We start from the raw sequence: 20,172 nt of genomic DNA, 5'->3' as shown, positions 1-20,172 counted from the left end.
TTATTTTGTCAATTGATTTTGCAGCCGGTGTACCACAGATGCCTCCGCCTCAGACGCATGCATCACCTGTTCTGCGACCTGTCTGGCAACCGGAGTTACCTCATTTTCTTCTTCCCACTCCTGCAGACCGGCATCCGGGATCTCCTGTTTTTTCTGCAGTACATACCGGTTCAGGTTATTGCAGTACTGCATCAGATTCCGGAATCCACGCACACGGGTCAGAAGATTTTTACCGTATGCCTGCTGCTCTAAGCCTGCTATGGCGATCACTTCCATACACAGATGAAGTTCTCCGGTGATATCCGATGCTTCCATCAGAAGATCCGGCCGTTCTTTTTTTGCCTGCAAAAAATATGCCTTTGCTCCATCCACATCTGCCCGGTCAAAATATTCCGCCAGCCGGCACCGGACTTCTGCAATCTCTGCTTTTTCTCCCAGCATGCCTACCATACACGCATACACCCGCAGCCTGTTGTGCCTGATCCAGACATACTGTAAAAACTCCGAAATGAATCCGAAAATTCTCCGGTGATAAGAATCCTCTTCTTCCACTTTCACGCGCCGCTCCACTTCAAATAAAATAGAAAACAGCCATTCCATATAAGCATCATAAACTTCTTTTTTTGCAATCAGCATATTTCCGAAATAGGTGTGCTTTTGCTGCACCAGCTGCTGAAAATCCGCCGCATAATCCGGATAAATCTCCTGTATCACACGGGCTGTTTCGTCCAGATATAAAATCTTGTGGTGAGAAGCAAATCCCTCATAATAAGAAAAATTCAGCTGCAGTTCTTTCGTTGTGATCACATCATACTGCTGCAGCAGAGAAAGAATCTGTGCCTCTGTAAACAATTTTCCCTGCTCATTTAAAAGATACCGGCGGTAATGGCAGGTACCAACTACCTTTGCATGGGAGTTTTTCCATACCCAGTACATTCCCGTCAGTTCACTGTAATAACAGTTTTTTTCGGAAATGTGATCTCCGGTATTATCTCCCACACAAAAAGACAGCGGGGACGATTTCTCATCCCTGCTGTATGACGAAGCCGCCGCTCTTCCCACATGAAGCGGAATATACAACGGATCCGGTGGCGGCGTAAATGCCTTATGCGTCATCACATAGATGGCGGTCTGTTGATTTTTATCTTCTGCGCCGGTCTCCATATTTTTCATGATACATTTTCTTTTCTTCATACATTGCCTCATCTGCCTGATTCAGATATACATCCATATTATACTCGCTGTCCCACGGAGCAAGAATCACACCGATGCTGGCCTCTAAAGGCTCCCGGATCGGGGATGGTTCTTCCTTGCATACCGCCGCAATACTCTGACGGATGGATTCCGCAGTGATCCCGGACTCTTCTCTCGTCAGCAGTAAAAATTCATCACCGCCAAACCGAAATGGCAGACTGTCTTCCGCGGCAAGCCTTCCAAGCGCTTCCCCCGTCTTTCGGATGACCCAGTCACCGGCTTTATGCCCATATGTATCGTTGATGTATTTTAAACGATTGATATCACAGAATATAAACTTCGTATTGATATGATACTCACAATTTCTCTCATAAAACTTCTGTCCCAGATCTTCCATTCCAAAACGGTTATAAATTCCCGTCAGCTGATCGATCCGGTACAACTTCTGCAGTTTCAGATTTACTTCCTGATACTGCTTCCGCTGGATATAATTTTCCAGTGCATAACAGATATTGCGGAAAAAGGTTTCCAGAATTCCTGTCCTAAACATCTCATCCACACCAGCCACCATACAGTATCCCATCCGGTGCAGCTGATAATGCAATGGCATAAACACCTGTACCCCGCCTTCTTCTGTCCGGTTCTTTTCATTGCACCAGTTAAGTACTTCTCTCTTACAGCTTCGATAACTTTTGGCTTCCTGGGAAAACAGATCATCCGTCAAAAAGATCTGCCCTCTTCCTGCCCCGACCAGATCTAAGAATCTCCCCGTCGCATCCATGATCTCTTCTAAAGAGATCCGGCTGGTTACCCATTCCTGCATGGAATCGAGTTTGGATTTTGCGTCATATTCCTGCAGATTTTTCCAGAAAATCCGGTTACGGAACGATTCCGTATCAAATGGGACATGCTTTGTGCAGCCACAGGTATTCCCGATAAAAAACCGGTAGGAAAGTTCCCTGTGTACCAGCTTTCCATCTGCCTTTTCATGCAGTTCGTGCAGAAGCCTGACAGCTTCATATGCCACCTGGTCTCTCGGCCGTTCAATGGTTGTCATCGTCGGGCTGAAACATTCCCCGTCAAAATACCGGTCAAACCCTGTGATTGGTATCTTTCCCTCGAGCGCAGTTCCTTTTATGGTCTGCAAAAAAGCTGCCGCCATCAGATCATTTGCGCTGATAACCGCCTGTGGGAGTTCCTCCCCTGCCTCATATGCTGCAATCATTTTTCTGGCATATGTTTCCCCGGAGCGGTACTCATAATTTCCATAATCCACCCATTCCGGCATAAGACAAAGCCCCAGTTCCCGAATTTTGGACTCTACCCCCTGTTGACGCATCTGCGCCTCATAGGTATCTTTCATCCCGTTAATAAAACCAAATGTCCGGATTCCATGAACCCCGGCAAGATGCCGCACGATCTGCCGCATGGCTTTGCTCTGATTGATTCCGACAAAAGAAAGCCCGGGAATCTCCTCTTCCAGAGATACACAGGGCTTTTTACTTTCTATGATCCGTTCGAGTAACCGCTGCTTGACATCTCCTTCTTTGACCGTGGTACTCGGATACAAAAATCCATCGTACGCCTCCATATCTGCCAGTTCAAAAAAATCAAACTCTGACTTATTAAAACTGTCTCCTGATCCCAGTCTTCCAAAACTTGCATACAGATGTATGGAGTCATGGAATTCTTTCTGTGAATTTTCCAGACCGTGATACATATCACGCAGGTACTCACCGTTCCATCCTGTCGCAAATACTGCTATCTTCATAGTCGCACCCCTGTTCTTTTTCCTTCCCCATATCTGGTACTATTATACCACCAATTTCAGAGAGCGTCATCCGTTTTTCGACATTTGCCGACATATTCTTTTCCTGTTTCTGCCCGCTTTACGCCTGTTTTTTTGTTTTCCGTCTTCTTCGTCTCCGACGCAGTTTTTGTCCGTTTTCCTTTCGAAAGTTCTGGATCGTCTCCCAGATTTTTGTATAATCCCGCTCGAACAGTTCTTCCGAGAGCTGGACTGCCAGCGTTTCTTTCGGAACTGTCTCGACAATTTTATCGGCCACAAACCGCTTGCTTTTCTGCTTATATGCATGCATCGCGTTCAGTTCCTGGATATGCGCCAGTTCCGGCCGCCACAAAATCTCTATTTTACAGTTCCAGTCCATCTGTGGGTTACTCTGCGGCTCCCGCAGCATATAAAAATCAACCTGATCCCCTACCTGTTCCACCGTAATGATCCCCCACCATTCCGGGACATGTTCCTTAATATGTGCCGCATGCCGGGTTCCGACCACGACCAGATCATAGTCATAATATAAGTTGTAATCTTTCACCTGGCGATCCAGCCGTGCATAACTGTCCGCATCACTCTTGATCTCAATTCCGTAGAGGGCATCGTGTACCACCATGACCATATCCGCCCGTGACTGCCCCATCACCTGTTCCTCAAGGATTCTGTTTTTCCCGTAAATTTCTTCCAGATAAAATGCCAGAGGTTCACGGATATCTTTATCGTATAACATTATTTTTCCAGCTTTGCATCGGCTTTTGCCTGGAATTTTTCATTATATACAATAAAACGCTCATGCTCGCCCTCTCCGATCAGTCCTGCCTCATCAAAAGCTTTTACAGAAAACGTCAGTGCTCTGCCATCTACTTTCGTCAGTTCGGTTTCACAGGTAATTTTCATGCCCACCGGGGAAGCTGCCACATGTTTTACATTCATTAACGTTCCTACCGTTCCGCTTCCCTCCTCTAAATACGGCTGTACACTCTCCCATGCAGTCTTTTCCATCAATGCGATCATTGCAGGGGTTGCAAATACATCCAGGGCACCGCTTCCCATAACTTTTGCGGTGTTTTCCTCTGTTACCATAATTTCCTGTGTTCCTTTTACGCCTTCTTTTAACATATGTAATACTCCTTTTCTTATTTTGCATTAAATAAGCGATCGGGAAAGAGTTTCGCGATCACCTGTTCTGCATAAATAGTAACATGATTTAAAAGAAGTGTCTACAGTTTAGAAAGTTTTTAGAAATGCACCAACACGCTATTTTCCGGCATTTTCGCGTTCATTGTTAGCACTCATTCAAAAAGAGTGCTGATTTTCTATTGACTTTTTACAAAACTGGTTTTATCATTTTCATTAGCGAACATTTGTGAATGAAAACAAAGGAGATGTATAACATATGGCAAATAAACACGGATCATTATCCATCGACAGCGACAACCTGTTTCCGATTATCAAGAAATGGTTATATTCAGATCATGATATCTTCTATCGTGAGCTGATTTCCAACGGTTGCGATGCGATTACCAAATTAAAGAAACTGGACATGATGGGAGAATATTCCCTTCCTGCTGATTATAAAGCAAAGATTCAGGTCATCGTAAACCCGGAAGAAAAAACCTTAACATTTATCGATAACGGTCTTGGAATGACTGCCGATGAAGTAGAAGAATATATCAACCAGATTGCATTTTCCGGTGCAACGGATTTCATCGAGAAATACAAAGATAAATCCAATGACGATCAGATTATCGGTCATTTCGGACTTGGTTTTTACTCCGCATTTATGGTTGCAGATGAAGTAACGATTGATACCCTTTCTTATAAAGAAGGTGCAACCGCTGTTCACTGGTCCTGCGATGGCGGTACCGAATTTGATATGAAAGATGGCGACAAAACAACCGTTGGTACAGAAATCACACTTTTCTTAAATGAGGATTGTCTGGAATTTGCCAACGAATACCGTGCAAGAGAAGTCATTGAAAAATACTGTTCTTTCATGCCAACCGAGATCTATCTTTCCAAGGCCAATGCCCCGGAAGAATATGAAACGATCGACAAGGAAGATGTAAAAGATACCGATAAAGTAATTGAAGAAATCCACGAAGAGGCCAAGACTGAGGAAAAAGAAAACGACAAGGGCGAAAAAGAAATCGTAGAAGTTTCTCCGGCCAAGGACAAGGTAAAGATTGTAAAACGTCCGGTACCACTCAACGATACCAATCCTCTCTGGGCCAAAAATCCAAGTGAATGTACCGATGAGGATTACAAGGAATTTTACCGCAAGGTATTTATGGATTACAAAGAGCCTCTGTTCTGGATCCATCTGAATATGGATTATCCGTTCAATTTAAAAGGTATCCTCTATTTCCCGAAGATCAATACCGAGTATGATTCCATTGAAGGAACCATCAAACTTTACAACAATCAGGTATTTATCGCAGATAATATCAAAGAAGTCATTCCGGAATTCTTAATGCTCTTAAAAGGCGTTATCGACTGTCCGGATCTGCCTCTGAACGTATCACGTTCTGCGCTGCAGAATGACGGTTTTGTCAAGAAAATTTCCGAGTACATTACCAAGAAAGTGGCTGACAAGCTCATCGGCATGTGCAAGACAGAGAAAGAAAACTACGAAAAATACTGGGATGATATCAGCCCGTTTATCAAATACGGCTGCTTAAAAGATACCAAGTTCTGTGACAAGATGAATGATTATATCCTCTTTAAGGATATCAATGACAAGTATCAGACACTTCCGGAACTTCTCGTTCCTGTTGAGGACGAAAAGAAAGACGACGAAAAGACGACCGAAGATGCAAAGACGGAAGAATCCAAGTCAGACGATGCAAAAGAGGAAGAAAAAGAGCCGGAACGCAGCACGATCTACTATGTAACAGACAAGGCTCAGCAGGGACAATACATCAAGATGTTCAAGGAACAGGGCATGAATGCCGTAATCCTCGATCACAACATCGATACTTCCTTCATCACACAGTTAGAGCAGCGCAACGAGCACTATCAGTTCAAGCGTATTGATGCAGATGTCACAGATGCCTTAAAATCCGATGATGCAGCAGATCTGACCGAGGAAACCAATACCCTTTCCGATCTGTTCAAAAAGACACTGAACAACGATAAGCTTACGGTAAAAGTAGAAAGCTTAAAGGATGCGGATGTTGCCTCTATCCTCACACTCTCCGAACAGGGCAGACGTATGCAGGATATGATGAAGATGTACGCAGCCGGCGGTATGGGCGGTATGGACCCGAATATGTTTGCAGCAGACCAGACTCTGACTTTAAATGCAAACAACGCTCTGGTAAAATATCTGTTCGAACACAAAGATTCCGAACATTCCGGCATGTTTGCAGAACAGCTCTATGATCTGGCCATGCTTTCCAACCAGCCATTGTCCGCAGAGGCTATGACAAAGTTCGTAAAGCGAAGCAACGATATCATGTTACTGTTAACTAAATAAAAAATGGTACGAAAAACTCCGAAGCTGTATGCTTCGGAGTTTTTTACTTCTATGATATTAAAAATTACGAAAAATGTCTGCGGCTCCCTCTCAGATAACCCGCATGCACCAGAATTGCCACGGTCGTACCGATTAAAATTCCCACCATTACATCGGTCGGAAAATGAACAAAGTGATACAGTCTGGAAAACGCAATCAGGGATGCTAAAATCACTGCCGGAATTCCAAGCTTTTTATCATTACATAAAAGTGCGATGGATGCAGCAAATCCGTTCATGGAATGCCCGGACGGAAAAGAATAATCCTTTGGGCTTTTTATGAGCAGGGCAATCTGTGTATCCAGCCAGCAGGGTCTTTCTCTTGCGATCAGATTTTTCAGGATCAGATTTCCAATGATAAACGTAATTGCCATGGATATCACCATCTGGATTCCAATTTTGCGGTATTTCTTCGGAATACAAAGCGCAAGGCCAAGTACAATCCAGAAAATACCGGCATTTCCTATCGTGGAGAGTCCTGTCATGATATGGTCAAGAACCGGCTGATGAATCTTCTGCAGTGCATATAAAATATCAAATTCCCATTTCATGTTGTCTCTGTATTTTCTCCTGTTGTAAAATATTTCTCATATGTGCTGAAAAAAGAATCCGTCCCGATGCCGGACACATCTTTTAACGTCACATCGTCCCACAGATTATCATTTAAGCAAAACGTGGAATTCTTCACAAACGTCTGGTACTCGTTTTCAAATCGTTCTTTTTTTTTCTTTACACGGATTTTTTCCTTGTTTTCCTCCGTCAGATCTTTTTCGAATTTGTTCAGACAGCGGATGATATAATACCCGTCATCTGCCGCAATCACATCGGAACACGCTCCGTCATCGAGATTAAACACGATCTCCTCCATCGCATCCGGATAAGTTCCACGTGCAATGGTGCGCTCAAACTCCCTCGACTGATTGTAAGCACTCGCAACCGAGGCAAAATCATCTCCCGCTGCAAGATTTTCCTGCACCGCACGCAGTGCTTCTTTTTCTTTTACATAGATCTGTTGTACCCGGACCACTCTGGCTTCATCATCACTGATCTCCTCATCGGTTCCCTGTGTCAGCGCATGATACAGCTTTTCTGCCAGTGCATACTCTTCATATGCTGTACGGATCTCTCTCTCATACAGACCGATGAACGTTTTTTCTTCCTCCGTAAGTGACTGGTAATATTCTTTTGCCGCACGTGCTGCCTGTTTCTTTTCCTGCTCACTCAGATGCATGTCCTGATTTTCTGCCAGAATATCCATACATGCAATATGTGTCAGTTCCTGAATCGTCACATCCTTGACATACTGTTCTAAATCCGCATCATAGGATTCCCAGAGATCCGTTCCGTACGCTTTGCCATACAGGTTGCGGTAATTGCACAAATACAGTTTTGCATATCTAATATCATATTTATGATCATTGATCCGCACAATGGCATTATGGTTTCTCAGCTGTCCTGACGACAGGCGAATCTGTGTATTTCCAACCTTACAGCCTCCGAGTGACGGTACCGTAAGCGCTGCTATAAGAAAAATCCCCGCCAGTTTCCATCTCTTTTTTTTCATACCGTTTTATCCTTCTACGACAAGAAAACGACCATCGGGAATTGCAAAAACCTCACTCGCCTCTAACAGTTCTTCCTCACTCATTCCGGCGACATCCATCCCCGCGTCATCAAAATAATCCCGCACTTCTTTTATATTTTTACAGACAACCGCCATGCAGTCCTCCAGAAACTCTTCTGCTTCCTCCGGGCTTTCCGCTACCGCCTCCGGGAAAAGTTGTGTCTGGTGTTCCAGAAAATAATGTAAAATCTCCTCATCGTATTCGTTCATACCTTTTTCCTCCCTGTGAATCACTTTCTATTATTATAACGAAGGAATTTCTCTGTGACAATCCCTTAATTCCACTCCATGACTCCCAGTTTTTTCAGTTCCTGATATAACCGCCCCACCGGAAGTCCCACCACATTGTTATAATCACCATGGATTTCCTTCACAAAAGCAGCTGCCTGTCCCTGAATTCCATAGCTTCCCGCCTTATCCATCGGCTCTCCGCCGGCAATATAGCGCCGGATTTCCGCGTCATCCAAAGGATACATGCAGACATCTGTTTTCTCATAAAATGAAGTTTCCCCGGTTCTGCCGTTTTTATCAATAAAAACAAGCGTTACTCCCGTGTATACGCTGTGGGTATGTCCGGACAGCATCGAAAGCATATGGGCTGCATCCGCTTCATCCCGCGGTTTCCCGAGAATATTTCCATCACAGGCAACCACCGTATCGGCCCCGATCACCAGAATGTCCTGCGGCGTAACCAGCTCCGGATGGATTTCATTGTAGGAAAGAATTCCTGCGGCCACTTCTTCCGCTTTCTGACGGGAAAGTTCTAACACTGCCCCATCCACAGAACCAGCAGTAATGACTTCTTCTCCCTTCGCCGGACAAATTTCAAATTCCAGTCCGATCTGTTCGAGCAGCTCTTTTCTCCGCGGTGACGCAGAGGCAAGTACAATTCGACTCATAATGTGACAACCTCCTTCAGGTGAAACGAATAGATGAGTTTTTCTTCCGCCACCATTTTTTTTGTATCCGTAGAAAATACACGGCTTAATGCATCTGCATACAGCTGAAGCTGTGTCTGATAGCGCATCAAAAGTTCCTGCGCCTGTTTTACCCGGTCCGTTTTGTAATCCAGCAAAATAATTTTATCATTTTCCATCCAGAAAACATCTATGATTCCCTGTACCAGCACCGTCCCGCCGGATGCCTCCATCTGATGCTGCATCACAAACGGTCTCTCCCGGTACAGATCCCCACGCACAGCTGCTGCTGCCATCCGGGGAGCAATCGGACTTTCCACAAACGCTTCGATCATTTCCGGAATAACAAGCGCATACCATTCCCCCGGCAGTTGTCCGTTTGCAAGCATCCGGTCCAGTTCCTGTTTCACAAATGCAGAAACTGCTCCCGCATCAGAGGTATCTATATCTGCAATCGCAGCAAAATCCAGACATTCCATCACCCGGTGCACCGCGGTTCCCCGCATAGCACCCTGATTTACGTTTTCAGCTGCCGGATACTCTCTGTCCTCTTCTCTTGCAAAGTCCGGAACATACACTTCACGGTCTTCCTGCAGAAAATCCGGCACCACGGCTTCTCCCTCGGACCTGTCATACTGTAAGACAAGCGATGCATGCTTCAGTTCCGAAACCGAATATTTACTTTTTTTGCCGGCCTCACTCTGATATGGGTAACGATAGGAAAACCACTGGTCATACTGCTGAAGCAGTTCCGGTTTCGCATGATCGATATGCTGCAGAAGTTCCTCATAATTTTCCCTGCTGTCTGCCGCCTGTTCCACCTCTTCCCATACAATTTTTTCCGGTGGAACCACATCGAGCGTATATTTCTGCGGATAAGAAAGCATGGCCGGAAGAATCCAGTCCAGGTAACTGGCTGCCCGGACCCTCTGCCGGTAACTGACCGGCTTCCCCGGAAGTACATTTCCGGTATATTCGGAAAACGTTTTTTTGGCATCTTTGATCATTCCGGTCAAAACCAGTTTTTCTTTTGCCCTCGTCAGTGCTACATACAATATGCGCAGTTCCTCTCCGAGATTTTCCCTGCGGATCCGGTCTGCAATCTCCGACCGGAACACACTGTTTTTTTTCACTCTGGGCTGCCCGGAAATCTCACAGATTCCAAGGCCTAAATCCGGATGTACCACCAGCCGGTCGCTGGCATCCATCTGATTCATTTTTCTTCCCAGACCGGACACAAAAACGACCGGAAACTCCAGTCCCTTACTCTTATGAATGGTCATCACGCGGACAACATTGGCATTTTCTCCTGTGGTATCTGCCTCCCCGAAATCCACTTCATATTTCTGAAGCTTATCGATATAACGCAGAAAATGAAACAATCCCCGGTAGCTTGTTTTCTCGTAATCAACCGCTTTTTCCACCAGCATTGCAAGATTTGCCGCACGGCGCTCCCCCGCTGGCAATGCCGCCGCATAATTTCCATATCCGCTAAGCTGCAGAATCTTCTGGATCAGTTCATGGATCGGCAGATCCTGTTTTCCCCGCAGTTTACGATACATCCGGTAAAAGTCATAAAGTGCGCCCTCCGTGGCATCCTGCATGGCATGCATTGCAGCTTCCGCAAACGAACACTCCGGATTGTCCACACGAATCTGTGCCATTTCTTCCTCATCCAGTCCCACCAGGGGAGACCGAAGAACCGCCGCCATCGGAATATCCTGATAGGGATTATCCAGAATCCGCAGCATTGCCAGCACCGTCTGAACCTCCGATGCCGAAAAATATCCGGTCGAAGATTCCACATATGCCGGTATCCCCGCTCCCTGCAGAACCTGCACAAAATCTGTTCCGTAGTCTTTTAAACTTCGAAGCAGGATGACAATATCGGAATAACGCAGCGGCCGAAGCTGTCCACTCTCCTTATCCGTCACCTGCATGTGCTGCTTCATATCCGCAATACGCGTGGCAATCATATGCGCTTCCATCTGTCCTTTTGTCAGATTCTTTGTCTCTGAAAGCAATTCGTCTTTTTCATCAAAAAGCAAAAGCTCCGGTTTAAATCCTTTAGCATTCTCATCATAATTTTTTGCCCCGTAATACAATGCCGCATCCCGGTCATACGCAACCCGTCCCAGATCCGGACTCATAATTTTGTAGAAGATATCATTACAGAAATCAAGCACCTGTGCACGGCTTCGAAAATTCATATGCAGATCAATTCTCTGCTGCAGACTCTCTTCCGTCGAAAAAGATGCATATTTATCCATAAAAAGTTCGGGGCGTGCAAGCCGGAACCGATAGATGCTCTGCTTGACATCTCCCACCATAAACAGATTATGCCCGCCTTCCGGCTCCATGGAAATCGCACGCATGATCTCTTCCTGTACCTGGTTGCTGTCCTGATACTCATCAATCATGATTTCTGCAAAATGTCTGCGGAATTCTTCTGCGGTATGCCGTGGCTGCTTTGTTTTTTCGTCCACGAGAATCCGCAGAGCAAAATGCTCAATATCGGCAAAGTCAACAATTCTCTTCTTTCGTTTTGCCGTTTCCATTGCCTGTGTATATTCAAGTGCCAGCCTTACCAGCTCTTCGAGAAATGGACACAAGCGTTTCTGCTGCAAAAGCAGTGTCTCCAGATCCATCGCAAAATATTTTTTCTGCAGCGTTTCCACTTCTTTTTTCACATCCGACCGGATCTCCATGACCGTTTCCTTTTTTTTGACATCCCCGGAGAATTTGCGGATCGGTGACAATTTTCCAAAGACCAGACCATTTAAAAATGTCTGTACCTGCAGATATCCCTGCAGATTTTCTGCCTGCTGCAGCTGCGTCAGATCCGCTTCCAGTGTCTTTGCATATGCCTGCGGTCCATCCGGCTCATTACACAACTGCAATGCCTGTGTCATCTGTGTGCACATGTCACACAACAAAAGCCTGGCATGTTCCGCAATGTCCTCAAGCATCTCTGTCTGCACCAGTTCCTGTGCACGTTCCACCTGATACGGTTCGGTGAGTTTTTTCATCCACGCCTGCGGCCACGGACTGCTCAAAGACATCCGGTAAATCTTTGCCACCATCTCCCGCACCCCGTGGTCGTTTCTTTTTCCGGCATAGGCATCGATCAGTGAAAGAAACGTCTTTTCCTGCCGCGCATAGTTATCTTCAAACACCTGCTCCAGCACGTCCTGCTCCAGCAGCCGGATCTCTCCTTCATCTGCAATCCTGAAATTCGGGTCCAGACTGATCTCTTCAAAATGATTCCGTACCACAAAAAGGCAGAAACTGTCAATCGTTGTGATCATGGCATTGTGAATCAGTGCCGACTGTCTGCGCAAATGCGTGTTTTGGGGATCTTTTTCACATTCTGCCTCAATGGCAGCCCCGATACGCTCCCGCATCTCCGCCGCCGCTGCCTTCGTAAATGTCACAACCAAAAGCCGGTCGATATCAACCGGATTCTGTGGGTCGAGAATCCTTTGGATAATACGTGCCACAAGCACCGCTGTTTTTCCCGATCCCGCTGCCGCCGAGACGAGAATATCCCGGTTTCTGAAATCAATGACGTTCTGCTGTTCCTTCGTCCATTCCATCTGATCGCTCCTCCTTTCCCCTGTTTCTGGCAAGCTCTGTCTGCATCTGGTCAAGCACTTCTTCTTTTTTCATGGATGCAAACTGCCGGTATTCATATCCCGGAATTTTTGCATCCATCCCGCACACCGAACCATAAGGACAATAGGTACAGCTGGTTTCTATATCACTCCGGTAAGGATTCACCGCAATATTTCCCGCATAGATGGCTTCCCCACACTGCCGGATCTCGTGCTCTACATAGCGGGTAATCACCGCAAACTCTTCCGTCGATGCCACTTTTGAACGCGCTGCGGAAATTTCACCGTTTTTCTTGATTTCCACGGGGATCATCTGCGATTTTCCCTCAAAATTCTGATCCATGGCACGATAGATTTCCTCTCCGGAATTCACCAGTCCATCCGGACGCAGTGCGAAAAGCAGCGCCTGCTCGGCCTCTTCGTCTGACAATGGAGTATCCGATTCGAGTACCGGATCATCAATGTGATAATAGAGAATTCCCCCGGGAAGGATTTCTTTTTTCGGATGCTGTCCCCGCAGCATTTCCATCGCCGCATCCATATAAACCACCAGCTGCAGCTGCAGTCCGCGGTACACGCGGATCAGATCGAACTTTGTATTTCCGGATTTATAGTCTATTACTTTAATCGAAATTTTATTTTCATCTTCAAAGGTATCCAGACGGTCAATCCTTCCTTCCAACCGCATGGTCACATCATGCGATAACCGGTACTCGAGACTTTCCTTTCCCTCCAGTTCGTCAAATGTCACCTCAAATTTTTCCGGTACAAACTGCCCCGCACGCACCTGTCTGGTCAATGCCCAGACCGTCTGGTCAAAAATAGCAAGCATCCGTTTTCTCTGATAGGCATTTTCTGCCGTATCGCAGACCGCCATACCCGGATACCCGGCAATTGCCTCCTGCATGGCATTCTCTGCCATCTGCCGGCGCACGGCATCCGGCACCACAAACCAGTCATATTCCGATTGTTCCAGCTTCCGGCTGTAGCGTTCTAAGGCCGTATGATAGATATTTCCCATATCCACACTCTCAAATGCACTGGTCTCACGCTCCGTAAGTTTTAACCCGTATTGCAGAAAATGTGCATATGCACAGGCAGCAAACCGTTCCAGCCGCGTAATACTTCCGTACGGATGTCTTCCGTACAGTGCAAGTGCAACCGCCCGGCTGATTGGCTCTCCCTCATACCGTGTATACGGCGCATGCAGAAGTTTACGGATCTTCTCCTGCTTTTGCATATCATTCTCCTGCAGGAACCAGCGGGCAAGCGCATACCAGGCTTCTTCGTGCGGTCCGAAGACGAGATAATCTTCGGCAGCCTCTTTGGTATAAAAATCTGTATGCGCCTCCATATGCTCCGGTTCCTGCAATTTCAGTGTCGGAAACAGTTTCCTCAAAACTCCGGTCAGATAAGAAGGACGGATGGCTTTTCCCTCACTGTCAACCTTTGCATAACTGACATATAATTTTTCTGAAGGTTTGGTAAGATTGCGGTACAGATAAAAGCGCTGAATAAATGCCTGCTCCCTTGCCCCCGGTGCTAACTCCATTTTTTCTGCCAGAAGTTCTCTTTCGTATTCGGAAATAATTCCTCCGGCATTTGCCGCTTTCGGAATAATACCGTCGTTCACACCGATAAAAAATAAAATCCTGATATGATTTAATCGTGTACGTTCGATATCTCCTATCGTAACACTGTCATAGCCCGGTGGAATCACAGCCACGTCTGCAGCGGAAAGTCCTGCCTCCAGCACTTCGGTAAAATCCCGGATCTGCAATGGCTCCTCCCCCAGTAATAGATTATATTTTTCCAGAAGTTGCATCACGATTGTATAAATCTGTGCATATTCCCGGGATCTGGTTTCCTCTCCCTGCGCCAGAAGCTGCTGTTCCCTGTTCCATAACTGATGCTGGGTGTCCAGCTGTGTCAGCAGCTCATACAATGCCCGGATGCCATCCGAAACACGGGCATCTTTTCGGGCAAATACTGCTGCAAACGGCTCAAGATACCCATATATTTTTTCCCGGAGTTTTTCGAGCTGTTCCAGATCGTAAAGCGTTTTCTGCCGTGGCATATGCCCCCATCGTCTGCTCCACGCCGCTTTGCCGCGGATACCGGTTGCAACCAGATAACTGTCCAGCCGGTCCAGATCGTCCTCCGCAATATCACAGAATCCACACCGCAAAAAGCGCATGACTGCCTCATAACTAAAATTCGTATCCACAATTTCAAGCGCGGCACGAATACATTCAATGAACGGATGAAATAACACTTCTTTGGTCGTATCCATAAAATATGGAATCTCATATTTCGTAAAAACCGGATCCATATAACTCTGATAAGCTTCCACTGCGCCCGTCACCACAGCAATTTCCCGATAGCGGTATCCCTGTCTGATTAGCGCATTGATCTGCCTGGCCACAAGAATCAGTTCTTCCTGTGGATTTTTTACTGCGGCAAGATGGATTTCTTCTACCGGCTTGGTATATTTTGCCGGACGGGGACGAAACAGATTCTGTTCCATAAATGCCAGTGCCGGAGCCAGCTTAAAACGCTTGTGTGCACTGTCTGTCATTACCACCGGTTCCATCACCTGCACATGAAGTTCTTCTGCCATCTTCATCAAAGACAGAATCGTTTTTTTGGACAGTGCAAATAATTCTTCATTTCCACTGCAATGATAAAAATCTTCTGCAGCATCGATTGTAAGCGTAATGTAAATATGCTCTGTCACCTGCAGCAATTCCCGCATGAGATCATTCTGTATCGGTGTAAAACCGGTAAACTCATCAAATACCAGCACCGCATCCCGCAAAGTTTCCGACTGCGGCACAAGATTTTTCAGAACATTTAATATCTCTTCCGCCGTCACAAAACTATCTTTCATAAAATCACAAAAAGCGCGATACATGGTTGCCACGTCGCGCAGTTTTGCAGAAAGTACCGGTGAGATTGTTTTGTCCTCCGTCAGATCCACCAGCTGTTCCGGTGAAATCCGGTACTGCACCAGCTCTGAGATCATTGATTTTACTTCCCCGATATATCCCATCCGGTTCATATTTGCCCGAAGAACGGTAAGCGTCTCCTCCTGTTCCTGTGCAAGCCTGCGCAGCACCAGGTTTTTTCCGGTTTCTTCCAGAACCTGTATGTCCTGCATCCCCATATCATCAAACACACGGTATGCCAGACGCTTAAAACTTAACACATCAATGTTCATAATTGCATGATTCGGTGCAAGTTCCACCAGTTTCTGCTGGGTCTGCATCGTAAACTGCTCCGGTACAATCACCAGATAATTTTTCTTCGGATGTTCCCCTGCCTGCCGCACCAGACGCTCATAGATGTATTCTGTTTTCCCGCTCCCCGAACTTCCCAGTACAAATTGTAAAGCCATAACCCCCTCTTTTTCCCCCTTAATAAATATGTGAAAAGATCAGCGATACCACAACCGTCATCAGACCGGAGACTGCAATTGACAGACTGCTCATTGCCCCTTCAATCTCTCCCATCTCCATTGCCTTTGATGTTCCCATGGCATGCGAAGCAGATCCGATTCCAACGCCTTTTGCCACCGGATCGCTAATGTGAAACAGTTTACAGATATTCTCGGCAAACATATTTCCAATCACCCCTGTGACAATGATAACTGCAACCGTAATGGTTACAATTCCGCCCAGTTCTTCGGACAATCCCATACCGATCGCCGTTGTGATGGACTTTGGAAGCAGTGTGACATACTGTTTGTGTGATAATTTAAAAATCAGTGACAATACCAACACACACAGCGCAGAGGTCATGGCACCCGCAAAAATTCCTGCAAGAATCGCCTTCCAGTTTTTCTTAAGAGGCTCAATCTGCTCATACAAAGGTACCGCCAGCGCAACCGTTGCCGGTGTCAGGAAATACGAAAGGTATTTCGCCCCACTTTCGTATGTGTCATAATCCACATGAAAAATCAGCAGAATAATAATGATCAGTGCCATAGAAATCAACAGTGGATTAAAAATGGCGATCTTTAATTTTTTCTTGATCAATACCCCGATCTCATAGGTAATAATACTGATAAATACTCCGAAAAATACAGAGTTCTGTAAAAAGTTATTCATTCTTGTCCTCTTTCTTTCCATGATGCATCATCTGCTGTGTAACCTGTCCTGACACGCCCATAACCAGTACGGTAGAAACGAGCAGCAGAACAATGACCGGAAGCAGAATCGGCCGCAGTTCTCCCCAGCTGTCAATCAGCCCGACACCCGCCGGAATGAACATCAGCGGCATAATCTCAATCAGAAACCGCGCGGCTTCATGCACCTGCGGCAATTTGACCAGTCCTGTCATCAGTGCAATAAATAAAAGCACCAGACCATAAATACTTGCCGGCATCTGAATCGGAATCACCGCGTGCAGGACTTCCCCGATAAACGAGAAAATAAGAATCATCAATAGTTGTCTTAAATACTTCATTTTTTAACTCCTTCTTTCGCTTTTCCCATTTTAGCACCTTTCAGGATTTTTGGGGCAAAAATAAGGATTGTATTAATAAAATACAATCCCCATTCTTAAATCCTTCTCCCTATTTTTCCTGTGCGGTGCAATCTTTTACATACTGCATAATGATATCTGCCGTACCTTCAATTCCAAAACGCGTATCATTAATGCAAAGATCATAATTTGCAGCGTACCCCCAGTCCTCCCCGGTATAATACATATGATACTGCTTACGCCGGCCTTCCGTCTTCTCAATGATGGCCTCCGCCTCATGCCTTTTCACCTTATGCTTCTCCATCAGATGATGAATCCGGGATTCCCTGTCACCACTTAAAAACACACGTACCACATCGTTTTCCTTCCGGTAAGCATAATTTCCGGCTCTGCCAATCAGAATACACGATGTCTCCCCAATCAGTTCATCCAGAACTTTCCTCGGTGTCCGGTGCACAACACTGTCTTCCCCATCGTCTTCCGCAATGACTGCCAGAAGCGTTCCCGCCGGATTCTCACCGAAATAATCCGGATAATGCTCCAGAATTCCCTTTTTCTTTGCGAGTTCTGTTAATGTCTTTTTATTGTAAAGTGGAACATTCAGTCTGTCTGCCAGAACCTGTCCGACTTCATCTCCATAACAGCCGCACTCTCTTGCAATTGTAATCTTCATGCCGTAATCCCCTTCTTTCCTGTTACCGCAATGTTAGCACAATTTTATCCAGAATTCCAGTCAAATGTGCAATTGTAATCCCATAATTTGTCATTGGAATGTTCTGTGCCTTTGCGCGGTCGATTCTTGATACTACATATCTGCGGTTAAACATACACGCGCCACACTGAATGATCAGGTCATACCCTTCCAGATCCTGTGGAAAATCCGTGCCGCTCACATGATCAATCCTTAGCCGTTCTCCAAATCGTTTCCGCAGCATACGCGGAATTTTTACCCTGCCGATATCCTCGCTCAAAGGGGCATGCGTACAGCATTCCGCTATCAGCACATGAGAGTTTTCGTTCATTGCATCGATCTGTCTGGCACCTTCCATATAGTACGGCAGATCCCCTTTGTATGCAGCAAACAGCACAGAAAAAGATGTCAGCATACTTTCCGCCGGTTTATTCCGGTATACATAATCAAACACCTGGGAATCGGTAATAATCAGCTTTGGTGCCTGCTGCAGCATGTTGAGTGCCGGAAGCAGTTTGTCCGTGGTCACACTCATAACCATACACTTTTTATCCAGTAATTCCCGCAGCGTCTGCACCTGCGGCAGAATCAGACGTCCTTTCGGTGCCTGAATATCCTGTGGCATAACAAGAAGCACAAGATCTTCCTCCGTGACCAGATCCCCCGTAATCAAACGGTTTCCAAAATTCTCCGGCACTCTGCGGCTCATTGCCTCCCGGACATTTTCCATACCGGCTCCGGTCAATGCACTGACTGCCAGTGCATCTTCCTTTGTTTTTTCTTTCAGATAGTTTTTCAGAGGTGCTGCATCCGCCACGTCCGCCTTGTTAATGATCAGAAGAACCGGAATTTTACGCTCCTTAAACCAGGTGTACCATTTCAGTTCTTCCTCATAGGATTCGCCGGAAACCGGCTGTGCAGAAAATACAATAATTGCCAGATCTGCTTTTTGGGCTGCAAGCCGCGTCCGTTCCACGCGCTGTTCTCCCAGCGTGCTTTCATCATCAAATCCTGCCGTGTCCATAATCGTGCACGGTCCCATCGGATAAATTTCCATCGCTTTGTATACCGGATCGGTTGTCGTTCCCGCCACATCTGCAACGATGGAAACCTCCTGCCCGGTAAAAGCATTGATAAATGAAGATTTTCCGCTGTTTGTTTTTCCAAATACACCGATATGCAGACGATTTGCAGACGGTGTTTCATTCCATGTTGCACCCATATGCGTTCTCCTTCTTGTGCGTTTTGCTGAATCAGTGATAATCTCCACGGTTTACGACCACTTTGTATCCGACACTTTCCATGCGGCGCGCCATACAGTGCCGGCACTCTGCCGCCTCATCTCCCGTACAGATTTTATTATCATATAATTTATATTTTTCCCGCACTGCTACCGGGGAAAGATTCGGCATCACAACATTTGCCCCTGCCTGAATTCCTTTTTCCCTGCCCAGCGGATGAATGGTTCCCAGTGCAGTTGTTGATGGCAGCAGCACATGCGGCTGCAACAGTCGGATAATGGATAAAAGCCGAAGCGTATCTTCCATTGTTCCTGCCTTTTTTTCGCCAAACGGGGTATCCTTCTGGGGAATAAACGGACCGATGCCTACCATATGCGGCTGCAATTTCCGGATAAACTGCAGATCTTCATACAGCGTATCCACCGTCTGCTCCGGCGAACCGACCATAAATCCACATCCCACCTGATAACCGATTTCTTTTAAATCCCACAGACAGTCCATGCGATGTTTCCAGAACATTTCTGCCGGATGCAGTTTTCCATAATGCGCCTCGTCCGCGGTCTCATGACGCAGCAGATACCGGTCCGCACCGGCATCAAAAAATGCCTGATAGCTGTCGTGCTCTTTCTCCCCGATGGAAAGCGTCACCGCACAATCGGGATACTGTGCCTTGATCTGCCGTATCAGGGCACAGATTTTATCGTCCGTAAAATACGGATCTTCCCCTCCCTGCAGCACAAAGGTCCGAAATCCCAGTTCATACCCATTTGCACAACAGGAAAGAATTTCTTCCTCCGTCAGGCGATAGCGTTCTGCCTTGCGATTGCTCTTTCGAATGCCACAGTAAATACAGTCATTCTTACAGTAATTGGTGAATTCAATCAATCCACGGATAAACACCTGCTTTCCGTAAATGGCATCTGCTGTCTTACGTGCCCGCTCGTGAAGAAATGCAATGTCCCCGGTATCCGTTGTCTCCAGCAGCAGAGCCAGCTGATCACGGGTTATATTCTGTCTGTTTTCAATTTCCGTTATGATCTGCTTTAACATTTGCATACACCGTTCTGGCACTTGCGCCATCCAATCTTTGAATTT

At 46.2% G+C, this 20,172-nt stretch carries 16 protein-coding genes; 1 reads left to right on the top strand and 15 read right to left on the bottom strand.

What is annotated here, in order from left to right; all coding sequences use genetic code 11:
* The 4 genes from M72_RS10545 to M72_RS10530 form a co-directional block, all read right to left on the bottom strand.
* Complete coding sequence (locus tag M72_RS10545) at positions 1-1,194, bottom strand: DUF4422 domain-containing protein (RefSeq protein WP_243000936.1); 1,194 nt, start codon at positions 1,192-1,194, stop codon at positions 1-3.
* Positions 1,142-2,965: a substrate-binding and GGDEF domain-containing protein gene (locus M72_RS10540; RefSeq protein WP_055068195.1), complete on the bottom strand. Its 1,824-nt coding sequence runs from the start codon at positions 2,963-2,965 to the stop codon at positions 1,142-1,144. Before M72_RS10540 ends, M72_RS10545 begins: the two co-directional genes overlap by 53 nt.
* Before the next feature lie 118 nt (positions 2,966-3,083).
* On the bottom strand, positions 3,084-3,719 hold the full coding sequence (locus tag M72_RS10535) for a sce7726 family protein (RefSeq protein WP_022046971.1): 636 nt from the start codon (positions 3,717-3,719) through the stop codon (positions 3,084-3,086).
* Positions 3,719-4,108 (bottom strand): thioesterase family protein, encoded by a 390-nt coding sequence (locus M72_RS10530; protein ID WP_022046972.1) that lies wholly within the window; start codon positions 4,106-4,108, stop codon positions 3,719-3,721. The genes M72_RS10535 and M72_RS10530 overlap by 1 nt, the downstream gene beginning before the upstream one ends.
* 277 nt (positions 4,109-4,385) lie before the next feature.
* Between M72_RS10530 and htpG the strand changes: the two genes are divergently transcribed.
* The gene (htpG, locus tag M72_RS10525; protein ID WP_022046973.1) at positions 4,386-6,467 is read left to right on the top strand and encodes a molecular chaperone HtpG; all 2,082 of its coding nucleotides are present in this window, start codon (positions 4,386-4,388) and stop codon (positions 6,465-6,467) included.
* Positions 6,468-6,531: 64 nt separating this feature from the next.
* On the opposite strand, the gene M72_RS10520 is transcribed toward htpG, so the two are convergent.
* The 11 genes from M72_RS10520 to hydE all read right to left on the bottom strand — a co-directional run bounded on the left by M72_RS10520 (position 6,532) and on the right by hydE (position 20,133).
* Positions 6,532-7,056: a phosphatase PAP2 family protein gene (locus M72_RS10520; protein WP_055068194.1), complete on the bottom strand. Its 525-nt coding sequence runs from the start codon at positions 7,054-7,056 to the stop codon at positions 6,532-6,534.
* Positions 7,053-8,069 carry a peptidylprolyl isomerase gene (locus M72_RS10515; protein ID WP_055068193.1) on the bottom strand — a complete coding sequence of 339 codons (1,017 nt, stop codon included), beginning with the start codon at positions 8,067-8,069 and terminating at the stop codon, positions 7,053-7,055. The genes M72_RS10520 and M72_RS10515 overlap by 4 nt, the downstream gene beginning before the upstream one ends.
* A 6-nt stretch (positions 8,070-8,075) precedes the next feature.
* Positions 8,076-8,339: a hypothetical protein gene (locus M72_RS10510; protein ID WP_022046976.1), complete on the bottom strand. Its 264-nt coding sequence runs from the start codon at positions 8,337-8,339 to the stop codon at positions 8,076-8,078.
* A 65-nt stretch (positions 8,340-8,404) separates the two neighbouring features.
* The gene (locus M72_RS10505; protein ID WP_022046977.1) at positions 8,405-9,028 is read right to left on the bottom strand and encodes a Maf family protein; all 624 of its coding nucleotides are present in this window, start codon (positions 9,026-9,028) and stop codon (positions 8,405-8,407) included.
* Positions 9,025-12,642: a helicase-exonuclease AddAB subunit AddA gene (gene addA, locus M72_RS10500; RefSeq protein ID WP_055068192.1), complete on the bottom strand. Its 3,618-nt coding sequence runs from the start codon at positions 12,640-12,642 to the stop codon at positions 9,025-9,027. The genes M72_RS10505 and addA overlap by 4 nt, the downstream gene beginning before the upstream one ends.
* Positions 12,608-16,057: a PD-(D/E)XK nuclease family protein gene (locus M72_RS10495; RefSeq protein WP_082413882.1), complete on the bottom strand. Its 3,450-nt coding sequence runs from the start codon at positions 16,055-16,057 to the stop codon at positions 12,608-12,610. The genes addA and M72_RS10495 overlap by 35 nt, the downstream gene beginning before the upstream one ends.
* Before the next feature lie 19 nt (positions 16,058-16,076).
* Positions 16,077-16,769 (bottom strand): LrgB family protein, encoded by a 693-nt coding sequence (locus M72_RS10490; protein WP_055068191.1) that lies wholly within the window; start codon positions 16,767-16,769, stop codon positions 16,077-16,079.
* Positions 16,762-17,127: a CidA/LrgA family protein gene (locus M72_RS10485; protein ID WP_022046981.1), complete on the bottom strand. Its 366-nt coding sequence runs from the start codon at positions 17,125-17,127 to the stop codon at positions 16,762-16,764. The genes M72_RS10490 and M72_RS10485 overlap by 8 nt, the downstream gene beginning before the upstream one ends.
* Before the next feature lie 109 nt (positions 17,128-17,236).
* Positions 17,237-17,818 carry a cytidylate kinase-like family protein gene (locus M72_RS10480; RefSeq protein ID WP_055068190.1) on the bottom strand — a complete coding sequence of 194 codons (582 nt, stop codon included), beginning with the start codon at positions 17,816-17,818 and terminating at the stop codon, positions 17,237-17,239.
* A gap of 22 nt (positions 17,819-17,840) precedes the next feature.
* A complete protein-coding gene (gene hydF, locus M72_RS10475) occupies positions 17,841-19,058 on the bottom strand; it encodes a [FeFe] hydrogenase H-cluster maturation GTPase HydF (RefSeq protein WP_055068189.1) in 1,218 nt (405 codons plus the stop codon).
* 31 nt (positions 19,059-19,089) lie between these two features.
* Positions 19,090-20,133: a [FeFe] hydrogenase H-cluster radical SAM maturase HydE gene (gene hydE, locus M72_RS10470; RefSeq protein WP_022046984.1), complete on the bottom strand. Its 1,044-nt coding sequence runs from the start codon at positions 20,131-20,133 to the stop codon at positions 19,090-19,092.
* Positions 20,134-20,172: the final 39 nt, after the last annotated feature.

The sequence above is a fragment of the Roseburia faecis genome, assembly GCF_001406815.1.
GTDB classification, from domain to species: domain Bacteria; phylum Bacillota; class Clostridia; order Lachnospirales; family Lachnospiraceae; genus Roseburia; species Roseburia faecis.
The sequence above is the reverse complement of the archived record's forward strand: the minus strand, read 5'-3'. Positions and strand labels throughout refer to the sequence as shown.

Excerpts from the sequence above, each read along its gene's own strand:
- M72_RS10535 (WP_022046971.1), bottom strand. The coding sequence starts at position 3,719 with ATGTTATACGATAAAGATATCCGTGAACCTCTGGCATTTTATCTGGAA.
- M72_RS10480 (WP_055068190.1), bottom strand. The coding sequence starts at position 17,818 with ATGAAGATTACAATTGCAAGAGAGTGCGGCTGTTATGGAGATGAAGTC.
- M72_RS10530 (WP_022046972.1), bottom strand. The coding sequence starts at position 4,108 with ATGTTAAAAGAAGGCGTAAAAGGAACACAGGAAATTATGGTAACAGAG.
- M72_RS10495 (WP_082413882.1), bottom strand. The coding sequence starts at position 16,057 with ATGGCTTTACAATTTGTACTGGGAAGTTCGGGGAGCGGGAAAACAGAA.
- M72_RS10505 (WP_022046977.1), bottom strand. The coding sequence starts at position 9,028 with ATGAGTCGAATTGTACTTGCCTCTGCGTCACCGCGGAGAAAAGAGCTG.
- hydF (WP_055068189.1), bottom strand. The coding sequence starts at position 19,058 with ATGGGTGCAACATGGAATGAAACACCGTCTGCAAATCGTCTGCATATC.
- M72_RS10540 (WP_055068195.1), bottom strand. The coding sequence starts at position 2,965 with ATGAAGATAGCAGTATTTGCGACAGGATGGAACGGTGAGTACCTGCGT.
- addA (WP_055068192.1), bottom strand. The coding sequence starts at position 12,642 with ATGGAATGGACGAAGGAACAGCAGAACGTCATTGATTTCAGAAACCGG.
- M72_RS10510 (WP_022046976.1), bottom strand. The coding sequence starts at position 8,339 with ATGAACGAATACGATGAGGAGATTTTACATTATTTTCTGGAACACCAG.
- htpG (WP_022046973.1), top strand. The coding sequence starts at position 4,386 with ATGGCAAATAAACACGGATCATTATCCATCGACAGCGACAACCTGTTT.
- M72_RS10520 (WP_055068194.1), bottom strand. The coding sequence starts at position 7,056 with ATGAAATGGGAATTTGATATTTTATATGCACTGCAGAAGATTCATCAG.
- hydE (WP_022046984.1), bottom strand. The coding sequence starts at position 20,133 with ATGCAAATGTTAAAGCAGATCATAACGGAAATTGAAAACAGACAGAAT.
- M72_RS10515 (WP_055068193.1), bottom strand. The coding sequence starts at position 8,069 with ATGAAAAAAAAGAGATGGAAACTGGCGGGGATTTTTCTTATAGCAGCG.
- M72_RS10490 (WP_055068191.1), bottom strand. The coding sequence starts at position 16,769 with ATGAATAACTTTTTACAGAACTCTGTATTTTTCGGAGTATTTATCAGT.
- M72_RS10485 (WP_022046981.1), bottom strand. The coding sequence starts at position 17,127 with ATGAAGTATTTAAGACAACTATTGATGATTCTTATTTTCTCGTTTATC.
- M72_RS10545 (WP_243000936.1), bottom strand. The coding sequence starts at position 1,194 with ATGAAGAAAAGAAAATGTATCATGAAAAATATGGAGACCGGCGCAGAA.